The sequence below is a fragment of the Methylotenera oryzisoli genome, from assembly GCF_004661485.1.
GTDB lineage: Bacteria > Pseudomonadota > Gammaproteobacteria > Burkholderiales > Methylophilaceae > Methylotenera > Methylotenera oryzisoli.
Genome location: NZ_PQVH01000008.1, coordinates 326,817 through 348,382, shown reverse-complemented (window position 1 = coordinate 348,382; position 21,566 = coordinate 326,817). Strand labels below are relative to the sequence as shown.

Below are 21,566 nucleotides of genomic sequence, written 5' to 3'. Positions count from 1 at the left end.
AACATTAAGTTAAAGAAAGTCTTTTCATGAAAATAGCAGTATTGCCAGGCGATGGTATTGGTCCAGAAATCGTTGCACAAGCCGTTAAAGTATTAAAGGCGCTTGATTTAGATATCAGCATGACTGAAGCACCAATTGGCGGTGCCGGTTACGAAGCTGCTGGTGATCCGTTGCCGGAAGCAACGCTAAAGTTGGCTAAAGAAGCTGATGCGGTGTTGTTGGGTGCTGTTGGTGATTGGAAGTATGACAAATTAGAGCGTCATTTGCGTCCGGAGCGCGGCTTATTGCGTATTCGTAAAGAGCTTAATTTATTTGCTAACTTGCGTCCAGCATTGCTGTACCCTGAGCTTGCTTCAGCATCTACACTAAAGCCTGAGGTGGTTTCTGGTTTAGATATCATGATTGTGCGTGAGTTAACAGGCGATATTTACTTTGGTCAGCCACGCGGCATTTCTAAGTTGGAAAATGGCGAGCGCGAAGGCATTAACACCATGCGCTATAACGAATCTGAGATTCGTCGTATTGGCCGTGTAGCGTTTGATATCGCAATGAAGCGTAATAAAAAAGTGTGTTCAGTAGATAAAGCTAACGTATTAGAAGCGACTGAATTATGGCGTCAGGTGATGATTGAGTTGTCTGCAGAGTACCCAGAAGTTGAACTTAGTCACATGTATGTAGATAACGCAGCAATGCAATTGATTCGGGCACCTAAGCAGTTTGATGTAATGGTCACCGGTAATATTTTTGGTGATATCTTGTCAGACGAGGCATCTATGCTTACCGGTTCTATCGGTATGTTGCCTTCCGCCTCTTTAGATGAAAACAACAAAGGTATGTATGAACCTAGCCACGGTTCAGCACCTGATATCGCAGGTAAAGATATTGCTAATCCATTGGCGACCATACTTTCAGTTGCCATGATGCTGCGCTACACGTTTAACGATGAAGCAAATGCGCAACGCGTAGAAAACGCAGTGAAAAAAGCACTAGCGCAAGGTTACAGAACTGCTGATATTTGGACTGAAGGTTCAAACAAGGTGGGCTGTAATGCAATGGGTGACGCGGTAGTTGCTGCACTCTAACTTGAAAATCCAGTTGGTTTGGCGTTCGTAGTAATTAGGGTTTATTATTTGATAACCTGCTGATTTTTCAGCAACAGTTAATTATTAAAAGTGGAAAATAAAATGCTTAAAGTAGGTTTTGTAGGCTGGCGTGGCATGGTTGGATCTGTTTTGATGCAACGTATGTTGGAAGAAAATGACTTTGCACTCATTGAACCGCAATTTTTCACAACCTCACAAGTCGGCGGCAAGGGTCCGAATGTAGGTAAAGATACGCCTGCTTTACTGGACGCTAAAGATATTAATGCGTTAAAGGCAATGGATGCAATCGTGTCTTGCCAAGGCGGTGATTACACGACTGAAGTATTCCCGCAGTTGCGCGCTGCTGGTTGGAATGGTCACTGGATTGATGCTGCATCTACATTGCGTATGGAAAAAGATGCGGTGATTGTGCTGGATCCGGTCAATATGAACGTTATCCAAGATGCTTATGCAAAAGGAACTAAAAACTGGGTGGGCGGTAACTGTACAGTTTCATTGATGCTAATGGCGTTAAATGGCTTATTTAAAGCCGATTTAGTTGAGTGGGCAACTTCAATGACATACCAGGCTGCTTCAGGTGCTGGTGCACAAAATATGCGTGAGTTATTGAACCAAATGGGTGAAGCGCACCGTGTAGCAAGTGAGTTTTTAAAAGACCCAGCTTCTGCCATATTAGATATTGATAGGGAAGTTGCTGGTACATTACGTGATGAACGTTTCCCTACCGCACAGTTTGGCGTGCCTCTAGCTGGTAGTTTAATCCCTTGGATTGATAAAGACTTAGGTAATGGTCAAAGTAAGGAAGAGTGGAAAGGTGGCGTAGAGACTAATAAGATTCTAGGTCGCGAAGCTAATCCTGTACTGATTGATGGCTTGTGCGTACGCATTGGTGCTATGCGTTGCCATAGCCAAGCCTTGACCATCAAGCTTAAAAAGGACGTGCCACTGGATGAAATCAGCCAAATGTTGGCAGAGGCTAATCAATGGGCAAAAGTAGTGCCTAATGAGCGTGAAGTAAGCATGCGAGAGTTAACGCCTGCGGCGGTGACTGGTACGCTAATCACCCCAGTGGGTAGGTTGCGTAAACTTAATATGGGTAATGACTATCTGTCAGCGTTTACTGTAGGTGACCAATTGCTGTGGGGCGCTGCTGAGCCATTGCGTCGTATGCTGCGGATTTTAATAGAAAAATAAATCAATCCAGAGCAAATCTGGATTGTAAAAATACCTGACGAAATATCGCTGCCAGATTACGGCACAAATATAATGTGCATTATGAGCTTGCATACCTAACTATTTGATGTTATTTTCATATTGCAAATATTTAGTACGTTTAAAGGTAGCGATGTGCGTAAATCAAAAATAAAGCAAATTTCGTTAGCGGTCTGTATGGCATTTATGCCAATCGTTGGCTACACAGCAGGCTTGGGGAAGCTAAATGTTAATTCAGGTCTGGGTGAACCATTAAAAGCCGAGGTTGAGCTTCTATCTGTTACGCCAGAAGAACTTTCTACCTTGACCGCCGCTATCGCCTCAGAAGAAGCTTATAACGTGCAGGGGATTACACGTTTAGGCATTCACAGCAATATCAGAGTCGATGTAGCTAAAAGTGATCTGGGTGCACCGGTCTTAAGAATTCGTTCTAACACCCCCATCAATGACCCGTATCTAGATATGTTGATCCAAGTGGACTGGGCTTCAGGCCGCTTGTTACGCGAGTACACAGTTTTACTCGATCCACCTGAATACAAGCAGGCAACCAATGCCGCCTCTGATTTTTCGCCAGTGGTCAGACCGAATGTGAGTGCTGCTAGTACCTCTAGCGTCAGTAGTGCACCAAAGTCTTTAGCTGGCAACGCTAAGCGGTCACAAAAGAAAAGTGTTCGTGCAGCCCGCCCCGAAGATGCTAGCCAAAAAGAGGCTGGCGTTGGTGAGCTAACCACCAAGCGTGGCGATACCTTGGCTGCGATAGCACAGAAAATGCAGGTTGAGGGCGTCAGTCTGGATCAAATGCTGGTAGGTTTGTTCGAAAATAACAAATCTGCTTTTGCCAATTCAAATATGAACCAACTTAAAGTTGGGCAGATCATTAAAGCCCCTTCTGTTGAGACGCTTACCGCTATAGACACGAAGCAAGCAAAACAAGCTTTAAAAGTACATGCATCCAACTGGAACGCATACCGTAATTCTCTCGCTGGTAACGTGAAAACTGCAGCGGCCTCAGAAGAAAACGAACCAAAACAATCAGCATCAGGAAAAATAGCTTCGGCGGAAGATAAATCCGCAACAATCAAGCCGGGCGTGCAAGATGTGGTCAAGCTTTCAGCTGGTGATAAGGGTGCTGTGAATAGCCAAAAATCAGGTGCGGTTGAAGCTGAGGCAAAAATAGCAGCTTTGCAGGAAGAGGCTACTGCACGTGAGAACGCATTAAAAGAGTCATTGTCGCGCGCTGCCGCGTTAGAAAAACAAATTGAAGATATGCAGAAGTTATTGGCGCTGAAAAATCAGACAATGACTGAACTGCAGAAAAATGCAGAAACTACGTCTGCACCCGTTGCGGAAAAGCCAGTAGCTGTAGAACCTGTGGCCAAAGTTGAGCCTACAAAAGAGCCGCCAGCAAAACCTGTAGTTAAAGCACCACCACCTGTGGTGAGCCCTGCGCCAGAGCCATCATTCTTTGAAGGTCTGATTGATGGGCTTGATATTAAGTTATTAGGCGGCACTTCGGCTTTGGTCGTGCTGGGTGCTGGCTGGTTATTCCTGCGTAACAAACGTAGAAGAGAGTTGGATAGTTTCGAGCGGGGTATTTTAACTTCTGGTGGTTTGCGCGCAAATACCGTATTTGGTAATACAACTGGTAACTCAAGTACGTCTGATACTTCCTTTTTAACTGATTTCGCACAAAGTGCTGATGGCAGCATGATTGATACGAATGATGTTGACCCAATCGCCGAGGCTGAAGTCTATATGGCTTATGGTCGCGATGCGCAGGCGGAGGAAATACTCAAAGATGCTATTGTTAAAGAGCCTAAACGTTATGAGTTGCATCTGAAACTGTTGGAAATGTATGCAGGCCGTAAAGATGTTTCTGCGTTTGAGGCGGTGGCAGGTGAGTTATATACCACATTGGGTGCAGATGATCCGACTTGGGCGAAAATCGCTGAAATGGGTGGTAAGCTAGAGCCAGATAATCCACTTTACCAGCTTTCTGGCGTTGTCGCGCCAGCTGTTGCGGTTGCAGGCGTTACAGCAGCGAGCACCGCTGTGATTTCCGCTTCGCTAAGTGATAACGCTTCGGCAGAGAGTGAGTTGTTCTCATCACAAGATGTTGGTTTGGACTTCTCTTTAGATGATGTATCTGACACTGTAACTGAAGTTAAAGCCGATGCGCCTTTAGCTGAAACTTTCACAGCTGACATGTTGGAGAGCGAGCTGAGTCCGAACTCTGCGGTCATGGAAAGTTTTGCTTCAGTTCAAGCGGCTGATAATAGCCTTGAATTTGATTTAGGTGTTGTTGAGCCTGAGCCTGCCAAAGTGGCGGTATCTAGCCTTGCTGATGAAGTTGTTGTTGCAGATGCCAGTGATGTAGTGGCGGCTGATGACGAGAGTATCTTAGAATTCACAATGAGCTCTGATGATAGTCCTGCATTGACAATTGCTGAGCCAATAAGTGTGGAACCGGATGCGCCATCAAGCGATGCTGCTTCTTTTGAAGTGCCATCATTCTTGGATACAGCACCTAATATTGAGTTCTCAAATGACGTTGCACTCAATGATGATTTAGCGTTAACAACTGCACCAAGTGTAGCAGATACTGCTGAGTTTGAATTTGCTGTTGAAGAGCCTGTAGCTATTGAAATACCTGATACGCCGATGGATGTATCATTTAATACATCATTAGATTTAGATAAAGCAGGCGATGTTGATTTCAGCAGTTTATTGCAGGCCGAGAGCACAGCTGTCAATGGTGTGAGTCCAGAGCCCCTAGTTGAAGATATCAGCTTTGATTTCGCATTAGATAATGAATCAGACACACCTGCATCAGTTGATACGAAAGAGCTATCGGATGAGCTTGCATCAAATGATTTCGATTTCTCAGCCATTAGTTTAGATTTGGGTGATGATGTGCAGTTGTCGACAGAAAATGCAGATGAGAATTTGACGTTATCAACGCCGGCATCTGGCGCGTCCGAGAATCAGGATGTTGATATTAAGCTAGACTTAGTTGCAGCATACATTGATATGGACGATAAAGAAGGTGCGCGTGAGTTGTTAGAAGAGGTATTAAAAGAAGGTGGGCCTCAACAAAAACTGCGTGCTGAGCAGTTGCTAGCTGGTTTGTAATTATCGCTTTAACAAAAAGGCCGAGCATTTGCTCGGCCTTTTTGTTCGTTGAGGCTGTTGGCATCAAGCTGGACTAAGGGTGTTTTTGCGTAGATATTGACTGCTAGAAAATATAATCCCGGACTAATATTTGTTAAATATGCATCCCTTTGTTAAGTTGTTATTGTTCTTTTTGCTACTATTAGCAGCCAGTGTGATGGGTGCTCTGCAATTAATGGCACTGTTGCTTGTAGTCTGCATTATGGCGCTCAGGCTACAATGCAAAGATTTTTTGACTACGCTAAAACGTATGCGCTGGTTCTTTGTCTCAATTTTTCTGATTTATGCTTTGGGTACACCAGGTGAGTTGCTTCCTCGGTTTCCGTTCAGTGTCGCCCCAAGTTATGAAGGCTTGCAATTGGGGCTGTTGCAAATTTCAAGATTGATCATTGCGTTGGCGACACTCACTGTACTGCTTGCTACTTCTACCAAGGCAGAGTTAATGCTGGCCTTACATGTGTTGCTAAAACCGTTGCGTTATTTAGGCTTAGATGTTGAGCGGTTTTCACTACGTTTGTTGCTAACACTTAATTATGTGGATGAGTTTGCAAGCAAGGCTAAAGCTAGTTTCAGTTTTCATCATATTGATGATATTCACCGTGAGTTAGCGGCCATACCAACTAAAGATGTTGTGGTTTTTGAGCAAGAACCTTTTAATTTGACAGATAAAATTGCTATGGTGCTGATATTGTTTATTTTGATGGTAATGATTGTAATGAGGTTTGTGTGAAAATCGCCTTGGGAGTGTCGTATGATGGCTCACTGTTTTGTGGTTGGCAGAGCCAGCCGTCAGCTTGCGGGGTGCAGGATGCATTAGAGTCTGCGCTACAAAGTGTAGCTCAGCATACCGTGAGGGTGCATGCCGCGGGTAGGACTGACACTGGTGTGCATGCCTTAGGTCAAATTGTGCATTTTGAAACTGTTGCTAAACGCCCCTTGTCAGCTTGGGTGCGCGGCGTAAATGCGCATCTGCCTGAAACCGTGCGTGTGGAGTGGGCGCATGCGGTAGAAGATGACTTTCATGCCAGATTTTCTGCTTTTAGCAGGAGTTACCAGTATTTGTTGTATAACGCGCCAGTAGCGTCTGCACTTATGGCGAATAAGGCAGGGTGGTTCCATTTGCCCTTAGATTACGCGGCAATGGCGGAAGCTGCTTCCTATTTGGTAGGGGAGCATGATTTTACTGCTTTTCGTGCCTCTGAGTGTCAGGCTAAGACAGCTACTAGGCACTTATCCCAAGCTGAGGTGATTAGGTCTGGGCAGTATTTTTTGTTTAATTTTTCAGCCAATGCTTTCCTACAACATCAGGTACGTAATATGGTGGGCGCTTTAATTTACATAGGTAAGGGCAAGTATCCGCCAGCTTACATGCAAGCGTTATTGCAAAATAAAGACCGCACCTTATCGCCGCCTACGTTTTCGCCAAATGGATTATATTTAACTGATGTTGGATATGATGCAAAGTGGGGACTACCTAAAAATATACAGCCTGGTTTGAAATTGTTGGTTTAGCGTTACAATGCTGTACCTCTATTTTATGCTGAAATAAAGCACAGAAGCTTTTAGCTAAGCAATTCAAGGATATGGTTTTGAGAGTCAGAGTAAAAATCTGTGGGATTACCAGAGTGGAAGATGCCTTAACTGCTGTAGCGCAGGGGGCTGATGCCATTGGTTTGGTTTTCTATGCTCCTAGTCCCCGCGCTGTCTCCATAGAGCAAGCGGTTGCTATTGCAGAGCAAATGCCGGCTTTTGTAAGTGTGGTTGGCTTATTTGTGAATGCCGAAGAGCATTTTATTAAAGAGGTGACCTCACGCGTACAGTTAGATCTGCTCCAGTTTCATGGAGACGAAACTCCAGAGCAGTGTACGCAGTATGGCTTACCTTTTATCAAGGCAGTTCGCGTTAAGTCAGACACAAATTTGGTACAATATGCGAAAGATTATTCTGCATCCAGAGCATTGTTGTTGGACACCTATACCGAAGGTGTGGCTGGCGGTACTGGTCATGTGTTTGATTGGGGGTTAATCCCGCCTGATTTAAACAAGCCGGTTGTATTGGCAGGTGGTTTAACCGCTGAAAATGTGGCGTTGGCAATTAGGCAAGTCAAGCCTTATGCGGTCGATGTAAGCGGTGGTGTAGAAGCATCTAAAGGAATTAAAGATGCAGCAAAAATTGCTGCATTTATGCAACAAGTCTATTTGTAATTTAAACCTATTTTTAATTTAGATAGAACGCAGTGAGTTTAAGTGGAGATTGAATATGCAGCTTTATGATATGCCGGATGCACGTGGGCATTTTGGTCAGTTCGGTGGTACTTTTGTCGCAGAAACTTTAGTGGAAGCGCTTGAAGAGTTGCGTGTGATGTACGAGAAATATCGTCATGACCCTGAGTTCTTAGCTGAGTATGCATATGATTTAAAACATTTTGTCGGTCGTCCAAGCCCGATTTATCATGCAAAGCGTTTGTCTGACCAAATCGGCGGCGCACAGATTTACTTGAAGCGTGAAGATTTAAACCATACTGGTGCGCACAAGATTAATAATACGATTGGCCAGGCCTTGTTAGCTAAGCGCATGGGCAAACCAAGAGTGATTGCGGAAACTGGCGCAGGTCAGCATGGTGTTGCTACGGCTACTATCGCAGCGCGCTTGGGTTTAGAGTGCGTGGTGTATATGGGAAGCGAAGACGTTAAACGTCAAGCACCAAACGTATTCAGAATGAAGTTATTAGGCGCTACCGTTGTGCCGGTAGAAAGTGGCTCTAAAACGCTTAAAGATGCGCTAAATGAAGCGATGCGTGATTGGGTGACTAACGTACACAATACTTTTTATATTATCGGCACTGTAGCGGGGCCGCATCCATATCCAATGATGGTACGTGACTTCCAGGCAGTGATTGGTGTGGAAGCCAAAGAGCAGATGCTGGAAATGGCAGGGCGCCAGCCTGATGCTGTTGTTGCCTGTGTGGGCGGTGGTTCAAATGCCATGGGTATTTTCTACCCGTATATTGATGTACCTAATGTAAGACTAATTGGTGTTGAAGCAGCAGGACACGGTATTGAGACCGGCATGCATGCCGCGCCACTTACTGCTAATAGCCCGGTAGGTGTTTTGCACGGTAATCGTACTTACTTGATGCAGGATGCTGACGGTCAAATTATCGAAACGCACTCTATTTCTGCTGGTTTGGATTATCCTGGTGTAGGCCCTGAGCATGCTTGGTTGAAAGATATTAAGCGCGCAGAGTATGTCGCGATTACTGATGATGAAGCCATGGCAGCATTCCATAACCTATGCCGTACTGAAGGGATTATTCCTGCATTAGAGTCAAGCCATGCACTAGCTTATGGGCAAAAGCTTGCTAAAACCATGGATAAAGATCAGATTGTTTTGGTTAACTTGTCGGGCCGCGGTGATAAGGACATTAATACCGTTGCTAAACTAGCAAATATCACTTTATAAATAGAACGTTAAGGTTACAGATTTTAGTGGGTATTGCGCTAAAGATTGCCCATGCAGGGCTATGTTGCAGTTTACACATTACTCACTGAATCCTGATCTTAAAATTAACTAACTAGTACAACATTAAGCTCACTATGTCACGAATTCAAACAACTTTTGCTACATTGAAACAGCAAGGTAAAACCGCCTTGATCCCTTATATTACAGCAGGGGATCCGCATCCTAAGCACACTGTTAATTTAATGCACACCTTAGTTAAAAATGGTGCGGATATGATTGAGTTAGGTGTGCCTTTCTCAGACCCGATGGCGGATGGCCCTGTGATTCAGCGTGCGAGTGAGCGGGCATTAGTGCATAAAGTGGGTTTAACTGCGGTGTTGGATATGGTCAAAGAATTTCGCCAAACCAACCAAACAACCCCGATTATCTTGATGGGCTATGCCAACCCAATTGAGGCGATTGGTGCTACTGTCTTTGCTGATAGAGCCAAGGCTGCGGATGTGGATGGTGTAATCACCGTAGACTATCCGCCGGAAGAGTGTGGTGATTTTGTTAAAGAGTTGCGCGCACGCAATATTGACCCTGTGTTTCTATTGTCACCGACAACCGAGCCAAAGCGTGTGGAGTTGATCGTTAATCAGGCAAGTGGTTTTGTTTATTATGTGTCGCTTAAAGGTGTGACCGGCGCCGCAAATTTAGATATTGTAGAAGTTTCAGCACGTGTAGCCTCAATTAGAGAGCAAACTAAGCTACCGGTTGGTGTTGGTTTTGGGATTCGTGACGCAGCTACCGCTAAGGCTACTGCTGCAATTGCTGATGCGGTTGTCGTAGGTAGCCGTATGGTGCAGGAAATTGAAGCTTCTAACGATGATAATTTGTTAGGCAATGTTGCTGCATTGATGCAAGAGTTAAAAGCCGCAGTTGATGCTGCGTAATTGTTAAAAGGAATATGCAATGGGTTGGTTAAATAAATTACCGCAAAAGATTCAACGAGTAGTTGGTGCTGATAAGAAAACAGTACCAGAAGGGCTTTGGAGTAAGTGCTCATCATGCCAATCTGTACTCTACCGTAAAGATTTAGAAGACAACGCAGAGGTTTGTCCTAAGTGTGGCTACCACAACCGTATTGGTGCCCGCGCACGTTTAGCGCAACTACTAGATGCTGAAGGTCAGTTTGAAATTGGTGCTAATGTGCAGCCAATCGACCCGTTAAAATTCAAAGATAGCAAAAGCTACGCCGAACGTATCAAAGAATCACAAAAATCTGTCAATGAAAAAGATGCATTAATCGTGATGCAGGGCAGTATTAAGTCTGTTCCTGCAGTAGTGGCGGTTTTTGAGTTTAAGTTCATGGGTGGTTCCATGGGCTCAGTGGTTGGCGAGCGTTTCGCGCGAGGCGTACAAACTGCAATTGATAACAAAATGGCATTTATTTGTATTTCTGCCAGTGGCGGTGCACGTATGCAAGAAGGTTTACTGTCGCTTATGCAAATGGCTAAGACCAGCGCTGCGTTAACACAGTTAAGTAAAGCCGGTTTGCCATATATTTCTGTATTAACTGACCCAACAATGGGTGGTGTTTCTGCCAGTTTTGCTATGTTGGGTGATGTGATTGTGGCTGAACCACAGGCATTGATTGGTTTTGCTGGCCCTCGAGTGATTGAGCAAACTGTGCGTGAGACATTGCCGGACGGTTTTCAGCGCGCAGAGTTTTTGCTGGAGCACGGGGCAATCGATTTGATTATTGATCGTCGCGAAATGCGCAATCGATTAGCTTCGCTTTTGGCTAATTTGATGCGTTTGCCAGCAGTCGCTTAGTATTTGATTTTTCTATATATTTAGAGGTTACTTTTTTGGGGCTGACTTTAAATGCATAAAGGCTTTTTGCATGTCTAATGGCTTTTTACAGGCGGCATCACCCAAAGATTTATCAGCTTGGCTAACATATATTGAGCAATTACACCCCAGTGCCATCGAAATGGGATTGGGGCGTATTAAGAAAGTTGCTGATAGATTAGCGCTAAAGCCAACATTCAAGATTATTACGGTAGCCGGCACTAACGGTAAGGGTTCAACATGCACTATGTTGTCTCAAATTTACCAGCATGCAGGATATCGTGTGGCTTGCTATACATCTCCGCATATCCTACGTTATAACGAGCGCGTTCAGGTTAATGGCCAAGAGGCGAGCGATGCGGCCTTATGTGCTGCATTTTCAGCTGTTGAGGAGGCAAGGCAGGGCTCAGCAGATCAGGGCGGTGCAATATCACTCACGTATTTTGAAATTGGCACGCTCGCCGCTGTGTGGCACTTTGTGCAGGCAGGTGTTGATGTTGCCATACTGGAAATTGGGCTGGGCGGCAGGTTGGATGCGGTCAATGCTTTTGAGCCAGATTGCACAGTAGTCACCAATGTAGATCTAGATCATCAAGATCTTTTGGGAGATACGCGTGAGCTGATTGGCTTTGAAAAAGCTGGTGTGTATCGCTCGTTAATCCCCGCTATTTGTGGAGATGTAAATCCCCCCAGCACTTTAATTGCCTATGCTAAAGAGGTGAATGCTGACTTAAAGTGTATACAGCATGACTTTGGCTACGAGTTGGCAGATTCAGGCTGGTATTACTTAAGCAACCAGCAGCGCATGTACCATTTACCTATCCCAGCCTTAAAAGGTCAATATCAGTTAAATAATGCAGCATGCGCAGTAACCGCAGTTACTGCGTTGCAGTCAGTATTGCCAGTTGCAGTGGAATCTATTGTAAAAGCCATGCAAGAGATTAAACTGATGGGGAGATTTTATACAGATGCGCGTTTCCCATGGTTAATATTAGATGTTGCACATAATCCGCATGCGGCATTGGCCTTAGCGGAAAATTTGAAAGCCCTTAAATTAGCTGCCAGTAACGAAGGTGGAGTGCCTGTTAACATTCTTTCTGTCTTCTCTATGTTGGCTGATAAAGATGTAAAGGGTGTGGTTGAAGCGTTAAAGCATGAAATTGACACTTGGTATGTGGCCCCGATTGAGCATGTCAGAGGTGCCAGTGTTGCTGCCTTGGTGGCAGCAATCAATGAAGTCATACCGGATGCATCGGTCAAAATTTTTGCTAGTTTGGCAGATGCGTATGCTCAGGCTTATATGGATAGAGAAAGCTGTATAGAACAGCGCGAAAATGATAAAATCGTGGCGTTCGGTTCGTTTTTCACGGTTTCTAGTGTCATGCAATATTTAAACGAACATGTAAACACCCCCTTAAGGAAGCAGTGATGTCCGTAGATTTACAAGTGGATCAAGCATTAATACTTAAAAAAAGAGCGCGTAGGCGCTTAGTGGGTGCGGTTGCACTCGTGCTGTTGATGATCATTATCTTGCCGCAGATACTGCAAGACCGTTCTGCGCTCACCAAGCCAGAGTCTATCAAAATTACAATGCCTGAAGTTAAGCATGAGCAAACTTCTGAGCCGAATGAACCTCCGGTGCCGACTCAGCCAGTGATTGAGCAAGCTGTAACTGAGCCTCAAAGTCCGGCAGAAACCGAGCTGATTGACACACCTAATGTGGAAAATATTGCAGCGATAAAAGAGGCAGAAGCAAAAGAACTTGAGCGTAGAAAGTCTTTAGCCAAAGCGGCCGAAGCGAAAACTGAGGCAGTTGCAGCGGTTAAAGCTGAGGTTCAAAAGCCTGAGCCGGTAAAAGCTGTGAAGCCTGTGGAAAAAGCTGTTGTTGAAACCAATACAGCCCAGCCTAAAGCCGTTGAAGAAAAGTCAGCACCAAAATCCGTATCCAACTTTACTGTGCAGGTTGGCGTGTATTCTGATGCTGCTAATGTAAAGCGCTTACAAGAGCAGCTTAAGCAGGCTGGATTTGCAACCACAACCGAAAAAGCGACCACCCCGAAAGGTGATGCGCTACGCCTTAAAGCTGGTAAATTCACATCTCGTCAGGACGCAATGAACGCATTAGTAAAGATAAAAGAGATCGGGCTGTCTGGTATCGTTATCAGTAATGATTAATCTGATGCAGCGATCCCTCTTAACGGCGATGTGTTTTAATAAAGTTGGTAGAGACTTGAAATGACGATTTTTGACTACATTGTATTAATCATAATAGGCTTGTCAGTAATATTAAGTGTTATGCGTGGCATGATTAGAGAAGTGCTCGCAATTGTTGGCTTGGTCGCAGCATTTTACGTTGGCGTTACTTACACCAACCAATTGCTTCCGATGATGCCTGTGGATATCCCTAACGACGCACTGCGAGTGCTAGCCGCCTTTTTAGTACTGTTCTTGGCAACCTTGCTGCTTGCTACATTGCTTGGCATTGCGTTATCTGCAATTTTTAAAAAAGCCGGCCTAGGCTGGTTAAATCGATTTTTAGGGGCTTTGTTTGGTGTCGCCCGAGGATTACTCATTGTGTGTGTCATTGTCTTTCTGGCCGGGCTAACGGATATCCCTAAAGACCCTAGATGGCGCAATGCAATGTTTAGCGCACCCATAGAGGCGCTGGTAGTTAACTTGTTGCCTTGGATGCCTGAGAGCATCGCGAAGCACGTTAAATACGACTAGAATTATTATTTATATAGAAGGCTCGATACATGTGTGGAATTATAGGGATTGTTGGTAAGAACCCGGTTAACCAGTTGTTATATGATGGGTTACTGGTGCTTCAGCATAGAGGACAAGATGCCGCAGGCATTGTGACCTGTGACGGTAATACTTTCTTTATGCATAAAAATAACGGGCTAGTGAAAGACGTATTTCAAACTCGTCATATGCGTAGCCTAGTTGGCAATGCTGGTATTGCCCATGTACGTTATCCAACAGCAGGCTCATCTAATGCTGCTGAAGCACAGCCGTTTTATGTGAATTCTCCATTTGGTATTGTGCTGGGTCATAACGGTAATCTTACCAATTCCGAGCAATTAAAATCTGAGATGTTCCGTCAGGATTTACGTCATATCAATACTAGTTCAGACTCAGAAGTGTTACTGAACGTGCTTGCGCATGAAATTGAAAAAACATCACGTAACGCAGTGTTGAATACTGACATGGCATTTGATGCGGTTGCTGGTGTTCACAAGCGCTGTAAGGGTGCGTATGCAGTGGTAGCGATGATTGCGAACTTTGGTTTACTTGCATTCCGTGATCCTAACGGTATTCGCCCGCTGGTGATTGGCAAAAGTGAAACAGATAAAGGTACCGAATACATCGTAGCCTCAGAAAGCGTGGCGTTAGATGTGTTGGGCTTTGAGGTTGTGCGTGATGTAGAGCCTGGTGAAGCAGTATTTATCGATATGGAAGGTAACTTCTATTCACGTCAATGTTCAGATGAAGCAAAACTGAACCCATGTATTTTTGAGTACGTGTACTTAGCACGTCCAGACTCAGTGATTGATGGCGTGTCAGTGTATCAAACGCGTTTGGATATGGGTAAAAGCCTAGCTGAAAAAATCAAGCGTGAATGGGCCGATAAAAAGATTGATGTTGTTATCCCAATTCCGGATACTAGCCGTCCTAGTGCGCTGCAAGTTGGTTTGGCATTAGGTTTGGATTACCGCGAAGGCTTTATTAAAAACCGTTACATTGGCCGTACTTTTATTATGCCTGGCCAAGCCTTGCGTAAAAAATCAGTACGCCAAAAACTCAATCCGATTGGTATTGAGTTTAAAGGCAAGAATGTATTGCTGGTAGATGACTCTATCGTCCGTGGTACTACTTCACAGCAAATTGTGCAGATGGCACGCGATGCAGGCGCAACTAAAGTGTACTTTGCTTCAGCCGCACCTCCAGTACGTTTCCCTAACGTGTACGGTATTGATATGCCTAGCCGTGATGAGTTGCTGGCCACAGGCCGTAGTGATGAGGAAATCTGTAAAGAAATCGGTGCAGATGCGCTTATCTACCAAGATCTTGATGCGCTAGTGGATGGTATCAAGTTAAGCAACCCAAATATCAAAGCGTTTGATTGCTCATGTTTCGATGGTAAATATGTCACTGGTGATATTAGTGAGGCGTATTTATCAAGAATCGAATCTGCGCGCGGTGATGGCCAGAAAAACGCTAAACCGGCAAATTCAAGCACGCAATTAGATTTGAATTTAATCAACGCTAATGGCATTGAAGTAGAGGAAGGCGTTTAATTTAAACGGTCTGACACGTAATGTTGCCCATGTTTATTGCTTGACTGAGCTTAAACTTAGGGCTAACATGAAATTGCGCTGATTTGAGTTTGCCAACATTAATCAAGGCCACACTCAGCTTGCGGGCGCATTATAAACACAGCTAAAGCGAGTAAAAAAGAACCCGTTTTAGCGCAATGCTTGAGCGGGTTTTTTTATGTCCTTAGAATTTAGAGGTAATGATGAATAATAATTTACAATTTCACCCAGAAACACTTAGTGTGCGTGCCGGTAGCGAGTCAACGCCTTATGGAGAGAACTCCGAGGCTTTGTTCCTGAATTCTAGCTTTAGGTTTGAAAGCGCAGCACAAGCTGCAGCTCGATTTGGTGGCACGGAGCCCGGTAACATTTATTCGCGCTTCACTAATCCTACTGTCACCATGTTCCAAAATAAACTGGCAGCCTTAGAAGGTGCTGAACAGTGTGTGGCAACTTCTAGTGGTATGTCTGCAATCTTGGCATGCGTCATGGGTTTGTGTTCTGCCGGTGATCATGTTGTGGCTTCGCGCAGTATCTTTGGCACCAGCGTACAGTTGTTTGGCAATATTCTAAAGCGCTGGGGGCTGGATGTGACATTTGTTTCGCTGACTGACGCGAGTGAGTGGCAGGCTGCAGCAACGGCAAAAACTAAATTGTTCTTCGTGGAAACGCCCTCTAATCCATTAACTGAGGTATGCGATATTCGCCTGTTGGCTGACATTGCACATCAGGCGGGCGCGCACTTAGTGGTGGATAATTGTTTTTGCACCCCGGCAATTCAGCGCCCATTAGCATTAGGAGCCGATATCGTGATTCACTCCGCCACAAAATACATAGATGGGCAGGGTAGGTGCTTAGGTGGCGCTGTATTGGGTCCTAAGACCTTGATGGAACCAGTCTATGCTTTCTTGCGCACGGCTGGCGTGACCATGAGTGCTTTTAATGCCTGGGTGTTTTTAAAAGGTTTGGAAACGTTGCATGTGCGTATGGAAGCGCATGCCAAAAATGCCTTAGCGTTAGCCACATGGCTGGAAGCGCAGCCGCAAGTGAGTCGTGTCCATTATCCTGGACTGAAGTCTCATCCACAGCATGCGCTAGCCATGAGCCAGCAGTTGAGCGGTGCTGGTATTGTGACCTTTGAGGTTAAGCCACGTGCAGGTAAAACTGCTCAAGAGTCGGCATGGGCGTTAATTGACTCTACACAATTGATATCAATTACCGCGAACTTAGGAGATGCAAAAAGTACGATTACGCATCCAGCAACTACCACGCATAGCCGCGTAACGCCTGAGGCTCGTGCGGCTGCAGGGATTAGTGATGGTTTGGTGCGTATCGCAGTGGGGTTGGAGCACATAGAGGATTTAAAAGCGGATTTAGCGCTGTTAACAAGCTAAATGCTTGTCTGTTTGATGTATATCAGCAGCGGCAATGTTTAATTGAGGTAAAAAGACAACCCTAGGGTTGTCTTTTTTTTTAATTAACATTCTGCCTATCGTGACTTTAGTGAGTGATGCGCAGTTTTGATTTGTGGGCTAAAGGTTGGCGAAACGTGGCATCAGAACTATTTAATGACGGTAAGCACATTTGTGTGAAATTCAGCGACTTATCAGACACTGACTCATCAGACGAGGCAGTGCAGTCCAATCAGTTTTTAATTGTGAACAACGGTCACGGTGCGCTGATTGATCCAGGTGGTAATATGACCTACAGTGCGCTGGTCATGGGGATGGGGAAGTATTTTCACTTTCGCAAGCTGGATTATATTTTTGCCTCTCATCAGGATCCAGATATCGTGGCCTCCATCAATAAGTGGCTGGTAGGCACGGAGTGCAAGGTGCTGGCGCCTGCGATTTGGGAGCGATTTCTGCCGCATTTTTGTAGTGTGGGGAATACCAAAAACCGCATTATTGGTATTCCTGACCGTGGGATGAATATCACTTTGGGCGGTGCAACCATCAAGGCAATACCTGCACATTTTCTTCATTCCGAAGGTAATTTCCAGTTTTACGATGTGACCAGCAAGATTTTATTTTCAGGCGATTTAGGCGCATCGCTGGTACACCATGACCTTGCTGTTGAGCCGGTCACCGATTTTGATAGTCATTTACCCACGATGTTGCCGTTTCACCGCCGATACATGACATCCAATAAGGCTTGTCGTTTGTGGGCAGCAATGGTGCGTAAGCTAGAGATCGAGTCCATCGTGCCGCAGCATGGGCGCTCATTTGTGGGTAAGGTGATGGTCAATCGCTTTATTGATTGGGTTGAGAACCTTGAGTGCGGTGTAGATTTAATGACGCAAGATCACTATATCGTACCTTAGATTGCGCATTGTGTCAGATGCCCTAATATCTAAATGACTTCCAGAACACGCCCCAGTTTATCCTAAATTATCACGCATAATTAAGCTACGGCAATCATTAAAGCCTACTTAACTCTCAAGAGGTGGATACAGTGCTGACTGCTAGTGTTTTGCCGTCAGTTCATGCCACTTAATACACGCAAAGCACGCTATTTTCAAGCTGGTTGCCTTGTTTACTTCTAGTAAGATTTCCCTCACATTTTTAGTGCTGAAAAACTATGTTAAAAGTATGGTTGTAAGCGTTATTTTGCGCGCTAATCATGCTAAAATTTGCCTCATATAAAAACCATTATAAGACAGTCAAAATATGGATCAATTCGCTAAAGAAACCCTCCCCATTAGTCTAGAAGATGAGATGCGCCGCTCTTACCTTGATTACGCAATGAGCGTAATCGTAGGACGTGCGCTACCTGATGTTCGGGATGGTTTGAAGCCTGTGCACAGACGCGTTTTATACGCGATGCATGAGCTATCTAACGATTACAATAAGCCATACAAAAAATCAGCACGTATCGTTGGTGATGTGATCGGTAAATACCACCCTCATGGTGATACTGCGGTTTATGACACCATTGTTCGTATGGCACAAGATTTCTCATTGCGCTACATGCTGGTAGATGGTCAGGGTAACTTTGGCTCAGTGGATGGTGATAATGCGGCGGCGATGCGTTATACGGAAATCCGCATGGCTAAAATTGCACATGAGTTGTTAGCTGATATTGACAAAGAAACTGTAGATTTCGGCCCTAACTACGATGGTTCTGAGCATGAGCCATTAATTATGCCAGCCCGCATTCCTAATCTGCTGATTAACGGTAGCTCAGGCATTGCTGTGGGTATGGCAACGAATATCCCACCACACAATCTGAACGAAGTGTTGGATGCCTGTTTTGCATTGCTTAAAAATCCAGAGACTACGGTTGAAGAGTTGATCGAATTAGTACCAGCGCCTGACTTCCCAACGGCGGGTATTATTTACGGTACGGTTGGCGTGAAAGAGGGTTACCGTACAGGGCGTGGTCGTGTTGTGATGCGTGGCCGCACGCATTTTGAGGATATGGACAAAGGTGGTCGTCAGTCCATTGTTATTGATGAACTGCCTTACCAAGTGAACAAGAAGACGTTGATTGAGAAAATCGCTGAGCTTGTGAACGAGAAAAAAATCGAAGGTATCTCTGATTTACGTGATGAGTCTGATAAATCAGGTATGCGCGTAGTGATTGAACTAAAACGTGGCGAGATTCCTGATGTTGTGCTGAATAATCTTTATAAGCAAACGCAGTTGCAAGACACCTTTGGTATGAATATGGTGGCCTTGTTAGATGGTCAACCGCGTCTACTTAATTTAAAACAGATGCTGGAGGCATTTTTACGCCACCGTCGTGAAGTTGTTACGCGTAGGACTGTGTTCGAGTTGCGTAAAGCACGTGAGCGCGGCCATGTGTTAGAAGGTTTGGCAGTTGCTTTGGCAAACGTAGATGAAATGATTGCCATCATTAAAGCTGCGCCAACACCACCAGAAGCCAAAAAAGACTTGATGGCTAAATCCTGGCAGTCTCCTGTGGTTGAAGAGATGTTAAAGCGTGCGGCGATGGAAGCTGCACGTCCGGAAGGCTTGGCTGTGAATTTTGGCCTGACGTCTGATGGTTACAAGTTAAGCGATGTGCAAGCGCAAGAAATTCTGCAAATGCGTCTGCAACGTTTGACTGGCCTTGAGCAAGACAAAATTGTTAACGAATACAAAGAAGTCATGGATGTGATTGCAGATTTGTTAGACATTCTAGCAACTGCTGCTCGCGTGACTGCGATTATTACAGATGAGTTGAATGAAATCAGAAGGCAGTTTGGCGATAAGCGCCGCAGTGAAATCGTTGAGAATGCGCAAGATTTATCATTAGAAGATTTGATTGCGCCGCAAGACGTTGTGGTGACTTTGTCACATACCGGCTACATCAAATCTCAGCCTTTAGATGAATATCGTGCACAAAAACGTGGTGGCCGTGGCAAGCAGGCAGCTGCGACGAAAGAGGATGACTTTATCGATAAAATGTTCGTGGCGAATACCCACGATTACATTTTATGCTTCTCAAATAGAGGCCGCGTATATTGGCTTAAAGTATATGAAGTGCCGCAAGGTAGCCGTACCAGCCGTGGTAAGCCTATTGTTAACTTGTTCCCGTTGGAAGAAAACGAAAAAATCAACGCGATTCTTTCTGTGAAGAGTTTTGATGAAAATCATTTTATTTTCATGGCAACGTCACTGGGTACCGTGAAGAAAACAGCTCTGACGGAATTCTCTAACCCACGTAAATCAGGCATTATTGCGATTAATCTGGATGAAGGTGATTACTTAATCGGTGCGGAAATCACGAATGGCAGCAATGATGTCGTACTCGTATCTAATGGCGGTAAAGCCGTATGGTTCGATGAAGATGAAGTGCGTGAAATGGGGCGTGCCACACGTGGTGTACGCGGTATGAAGCTTGCTGAAGGTCAGCAAGTTTTATCACTATTGATTGCTTCGGATGACCAGCAAACAGTGATGGTGGCGACTGAAAATGGTTATGGTAAACGCACCGTGCTAGCAGACTTCCGCCGCTCAGGCCGCGGTACGCAGGGGGTGAAAGCGATTGCAGTGAGTGATCGTAACGGTCTAGTGGTTGCAGCAAAACTAGTCAACGATGAAGATGAAATTATGCTGATTACCACAGGTGGCGTGTTGATTCGCACCCGTGTAAGTGAGATTCGTGAGCTAGGCCGCGCAACGCAAGGTGTTACTTTGATCAATCTAGGTGAGGGTGAAAAACTCTCAGGCATAGAGAAAATTGTAGAAACCGATGACGAAGAAGATGGCGAACCTGAAGCTGATATCGAAGTTGGCGGTGAAATCGAATAGCGCATAGCTAGGCTAATGGCAATGCATTGAGTGCAAGTGCTGCTATATGGCTTAGTGTGTGCCTAATCTGGCTGATTAGATTAACTACTTAATTTCAATAATATTTTTTTGATTTAGAACTTAATTGATGACTAAAATTTATAACTTTTCTGCAGGTCCTGCAGTGTTACCTAAGCCTGTTTTAGAACGTGCGCAGGCCGAGATGCTAGATTGGCACGGCTCAGGCATGAGTGTGATGGAAATGTCACATCGCGGTAAGGAGTTCACCAGTATTCTGGCTAAAACAGAAGCTGACTTACGTAAACTGCTGGATGTGCCGAAAAACTATAAAGTACTGTTTTTACAAGGTGGCGCGATTGCTGAAAATGCAATTATCCCAATGAATTTACTCAATGGTGGTGAGGCCGATTACGTGGTGACTGGAGCATGGTCCAAACGTAGTGTGGAAGATGCCAATGCCTATGGCAAAATCAATTTAGTAGCCAGCAGTGAGGCTGATGGCTTTACTAATGTGCCTGCGTATTCAACTTGGAAGCTCAATAAAAATGCAGCTTATCTGCACATCTGTACCAATGAAACGATCAACGGTGTAGAGTTTGATGGCTTGCCCGATGCTGGCGACGTGCCTATTGTGGCTGATATGTCTTCACATATTCTGTCGCGCCCGATTGATGTGACTAAATATGGTGTGATTTACGGCGGTGCACAAAAAAACATAGGTCCAGCAGGGTTATGTATTGTGATTGTGCGTGAAGACTTATTGGATCGTGCATCCCCATTGACACCAGCTGTGTTCAACTGGAAAACGCAATCTGAAAATCAATCAATGATCAATACACCGCCAACCTATAGTATTTATATTGCGGGCTTAGTATTTGAGTGGCTGCTAGCGCAAGGCGGTGTGAGCGCGATAGAGCAAGTGAATATTCAAAAAGCCAATTTGCTCTATGATTACATCGATAGCACTGACTTTTACATCAATAACGTTGCTGTGCATAATCGTTCGCGCATGAATATTCCATTTTTCTTGGCGGATGAATCATTAAATGATGCTTTCTTAAAAGGTGCTGAAGCCAAAGGCTTGTTACAGTTAAAAGGACATCGCATGGTGGGTGGTATGCGTGCGTCAATTTACAACGCGATGCCAATTGAGGGTGTACAAGCATTGGTGAGTTATATGCAGGAATTTGAAAAAGCGCACTAAT

General features: G+C 44.8%; 16 protein-coding genes and 1 pseudogene. All 17 read left to right on the top strand.

The features are described from left to right. The first annotated feature begins 26 nt into the window (after nucleotides 1-26). The 17 genes and pseudogenes from leuB (at nucleotide 27) to serC (ending at nucleotide 21,565) form a co-directional block, all read left to right on the top strand. A complete protein-coding gene (gene leuB / locus C3Y98_RS06350) occupies nucleotides 27-1,082 on the top strand; it encodes a 3-isopropylmalate dehydrogenase (RefSeq protein WP_135277334.1) in 1,056 nt (351 codons plus the stop codon). Nucleotides 1,083-1,184: 102 nt separating this feature from the next. Then, nucleotides 1,185-2,297, top strand: coding sequence for an aspartate-semialdehyde dehydrogenase (gene asd, locus C3Y98_RS06345; protein WP_135277763.1), 1,113 nt, complete (start codon nucleotides 1,185-1,187; stop codon nucleotides 2,295-2,297). A gap of 195 nt (nucleotides 2,298-2,492) precedes the next feature. Continuing rightward, nucleotides 2,493-5,447: a motility hub landmark protein FimV gene (locus tag C3Y98_RS06340; RefSeq protein WP_135277332.1), complete on the top strand. Its 2,955-nt coding sequence runs from the start codon at nucleotides 2,493-2,495 to the stop codon at nucleotides 5,445-5,447. 139 nt (nucleotides 5,448-5,586) lie between these two features. After that, entirely contained in the window at nucleotides 5,587-6,216 is a 630-nt protein-coding gene (locus C3Y98_RS06335) for a CbiQ family ECF transporter T component (RefSeq protein WP_135277330.1), read from the top strand. Beyond that, nucleotides 6,213-6,998, top strand: coding sequence for a tRNA pseudouridine(38-40) synthase TruA (gene truA, locus C3Y98_RS06330; RefSeq protein WP_135277328.1), 786 nt, complete (start codon nucleotides 6,213-6,215; stop codon nucleotides 6,996-6,998). Before C3Y98_RS06335 ends, truA begins: the two co-directional genes overlap by 4 nt. Before the next feature lie 68 nt (nucleotides 6,999-7,066). After that, nucleotides 7,067-7,690: pseudogene (locus C3Y98_RS06325) on the top strand (phosphoribosylanthranilate isomerase); the annotation flags it as partial. Between the two features lie 55 nt (nucleotides 7,691-7,745). Next, the gene (gene trpB / locus C3Y98_RS06320; RefSeq protein ID WP_135277325.1) at nucleotides 7,746-8,948 is read left to right on the top strand and encodes a tryptophan synthase subunit beta; all 1,203 of its coding nucleotides are present in this window, start codon (nucleotides 7,746-7,748) and stop codon (nucleotides 8,946-8,948) included. A gap of 134 nt (nucleotides 8,949-9,082) precedes the next feature. Next, on the top strand, nucleotides 9,083-9,883 hold the full coding sequence (trpA, locus tag C3Y98_RS06315; RefSeq protein WP_135277323.1) for a tryptophan synthase subunit alpha: 801 nt from the start codon (nucleotides 9,083-9,085) through the stop codon (nucleotides 9,881-9,883). Nucleotides 9,884-9,902: 19 nt separating this feature from the next. Beyond that, nucleotides 9,903-10,766, top strand: a complete 864-nt coding sequence (gene accD, locus C3Y98_RS06310; RefSeq protein WP_135277321.1) for an acetyl-CoA carboxylase, carboxyltransferase subunit beta — start codon at nucleotides 9,903-9,905, stop codon at nucleotides 10,764-10,766. A gap of 70 nt (nucleotides 10,767-10,836) precedes the next feature. Then, nucleotides 10,837-12,213, top strand: coding sequence for a bifunctional tetrahydrofolate synthase/dihydrofolate synthase (folC, locus tag C3Y98_RS06305; protein WP_135277319.1), 1,377 nt, complete (start codon nucleotides 10,837-10,839; stop codon nucleotides 12,211-12,213). Next, nucleotides 12,213-12,959: an SPOR domain-containing protein gene (locus C3Y98_RS06300; RefSeq protein ID WP_135277317.1), complete on the top strand. Its 747-nt coding sequence runs from the start codon at nucleotides 12,213-12,215 to the stop codon at nucleotides 12,957-12,959. The genes folC and C3Y98_RS06300 overlap by 1 nt, the downstream gene beginning before the upstream one ends. A gap of 60 nt (nucleotides 12,960-13,019) precedes the next feature. Beyond that, nucleotides 13,020-13,511, top strand: a complete 492-nt coding sequence (locus tag C3Y98_RS06295; protein WP_135277315.1) for a CvpA family protein — start codon at nucleotides 13,020-13,022, stop codon at nucleotides 13,509-13,511. Between the two features lie 29 nt (nucleotides 13,512-13,540). Then, nucleotides 13,541-15,085 carry an amidophosphoribosyltransferase gene (purF, locus tag C3Y98_RS06290; RefSeq protein WP_135277313.1) on the top strand — a complete coding sequence of 515 codons (1,545 nt, stop codon included), beginning with the start codon at nucleotides 13,541-13,543 and terminating at the stop codon, nucleotides 15,083-15,085. A gap of 221 nt (nucleotides 15,086-15,306) precedes the next feature. Then, the gene (locus C3Y98_RS06285; RefSeq protein ID WP_135277761.1) at nucleotides 15,307-16,497 is read left to right on the top strand and encodes an O-succinylhomoserine sulfhydrylase; all 1,191 of its coding nucleotides are present in this window, start codon (nucleotides 15,307-15,309) and stop codon (nucleotides 16,495-16,497) included. Nucleotides 16,498-16,652: 155 nt separating this feature from the next. Further along, the gene (locus tag C3Y98_RS06280; protein ID WP_135277311.1) at nucleotides 16,653-17,426 is read left to right on the top strand and encodes an oxygen-binding di-iron domain-containing protein; all 774 of its coding nucleotides are present in this window, start codon (nucleotides 16,653-16,655) and stop codon (nucleotides 17,424-17,426) included. A gap of 346 nt (nucleotides 17,427-17,772) precedes the next feature. Continuing rightward, nucleotides 17,773-20,361 (top strand): DNA gyrase subunit A, encoded by a 2,589-nt coding sequence (gene gyrA / locus C3Y98_RS06275; RefSeq protein ID WP_135277309.1) that lies wholly within the window; start codon nucleotides 17,773-17,775, stop codon nucleotides 20,359-20,361. Between the two features lie 127 nt (nucleotides 20,362-20,488). After that, nucleotides 20,489-21,565, top strand: a complete 1,077-nt coding sequence (serC, locus tag C3Y98_RS06270) for a 3-phosphoserine/phosphohydroxythreonine transaminase (protein ID WP_135277307.1) — start codon at nucleotides 20,489-20,491, stop codon at nucleotides 21,563-21,565. Nucleotide 21,566: the final 1 nt, after the last annotated feature.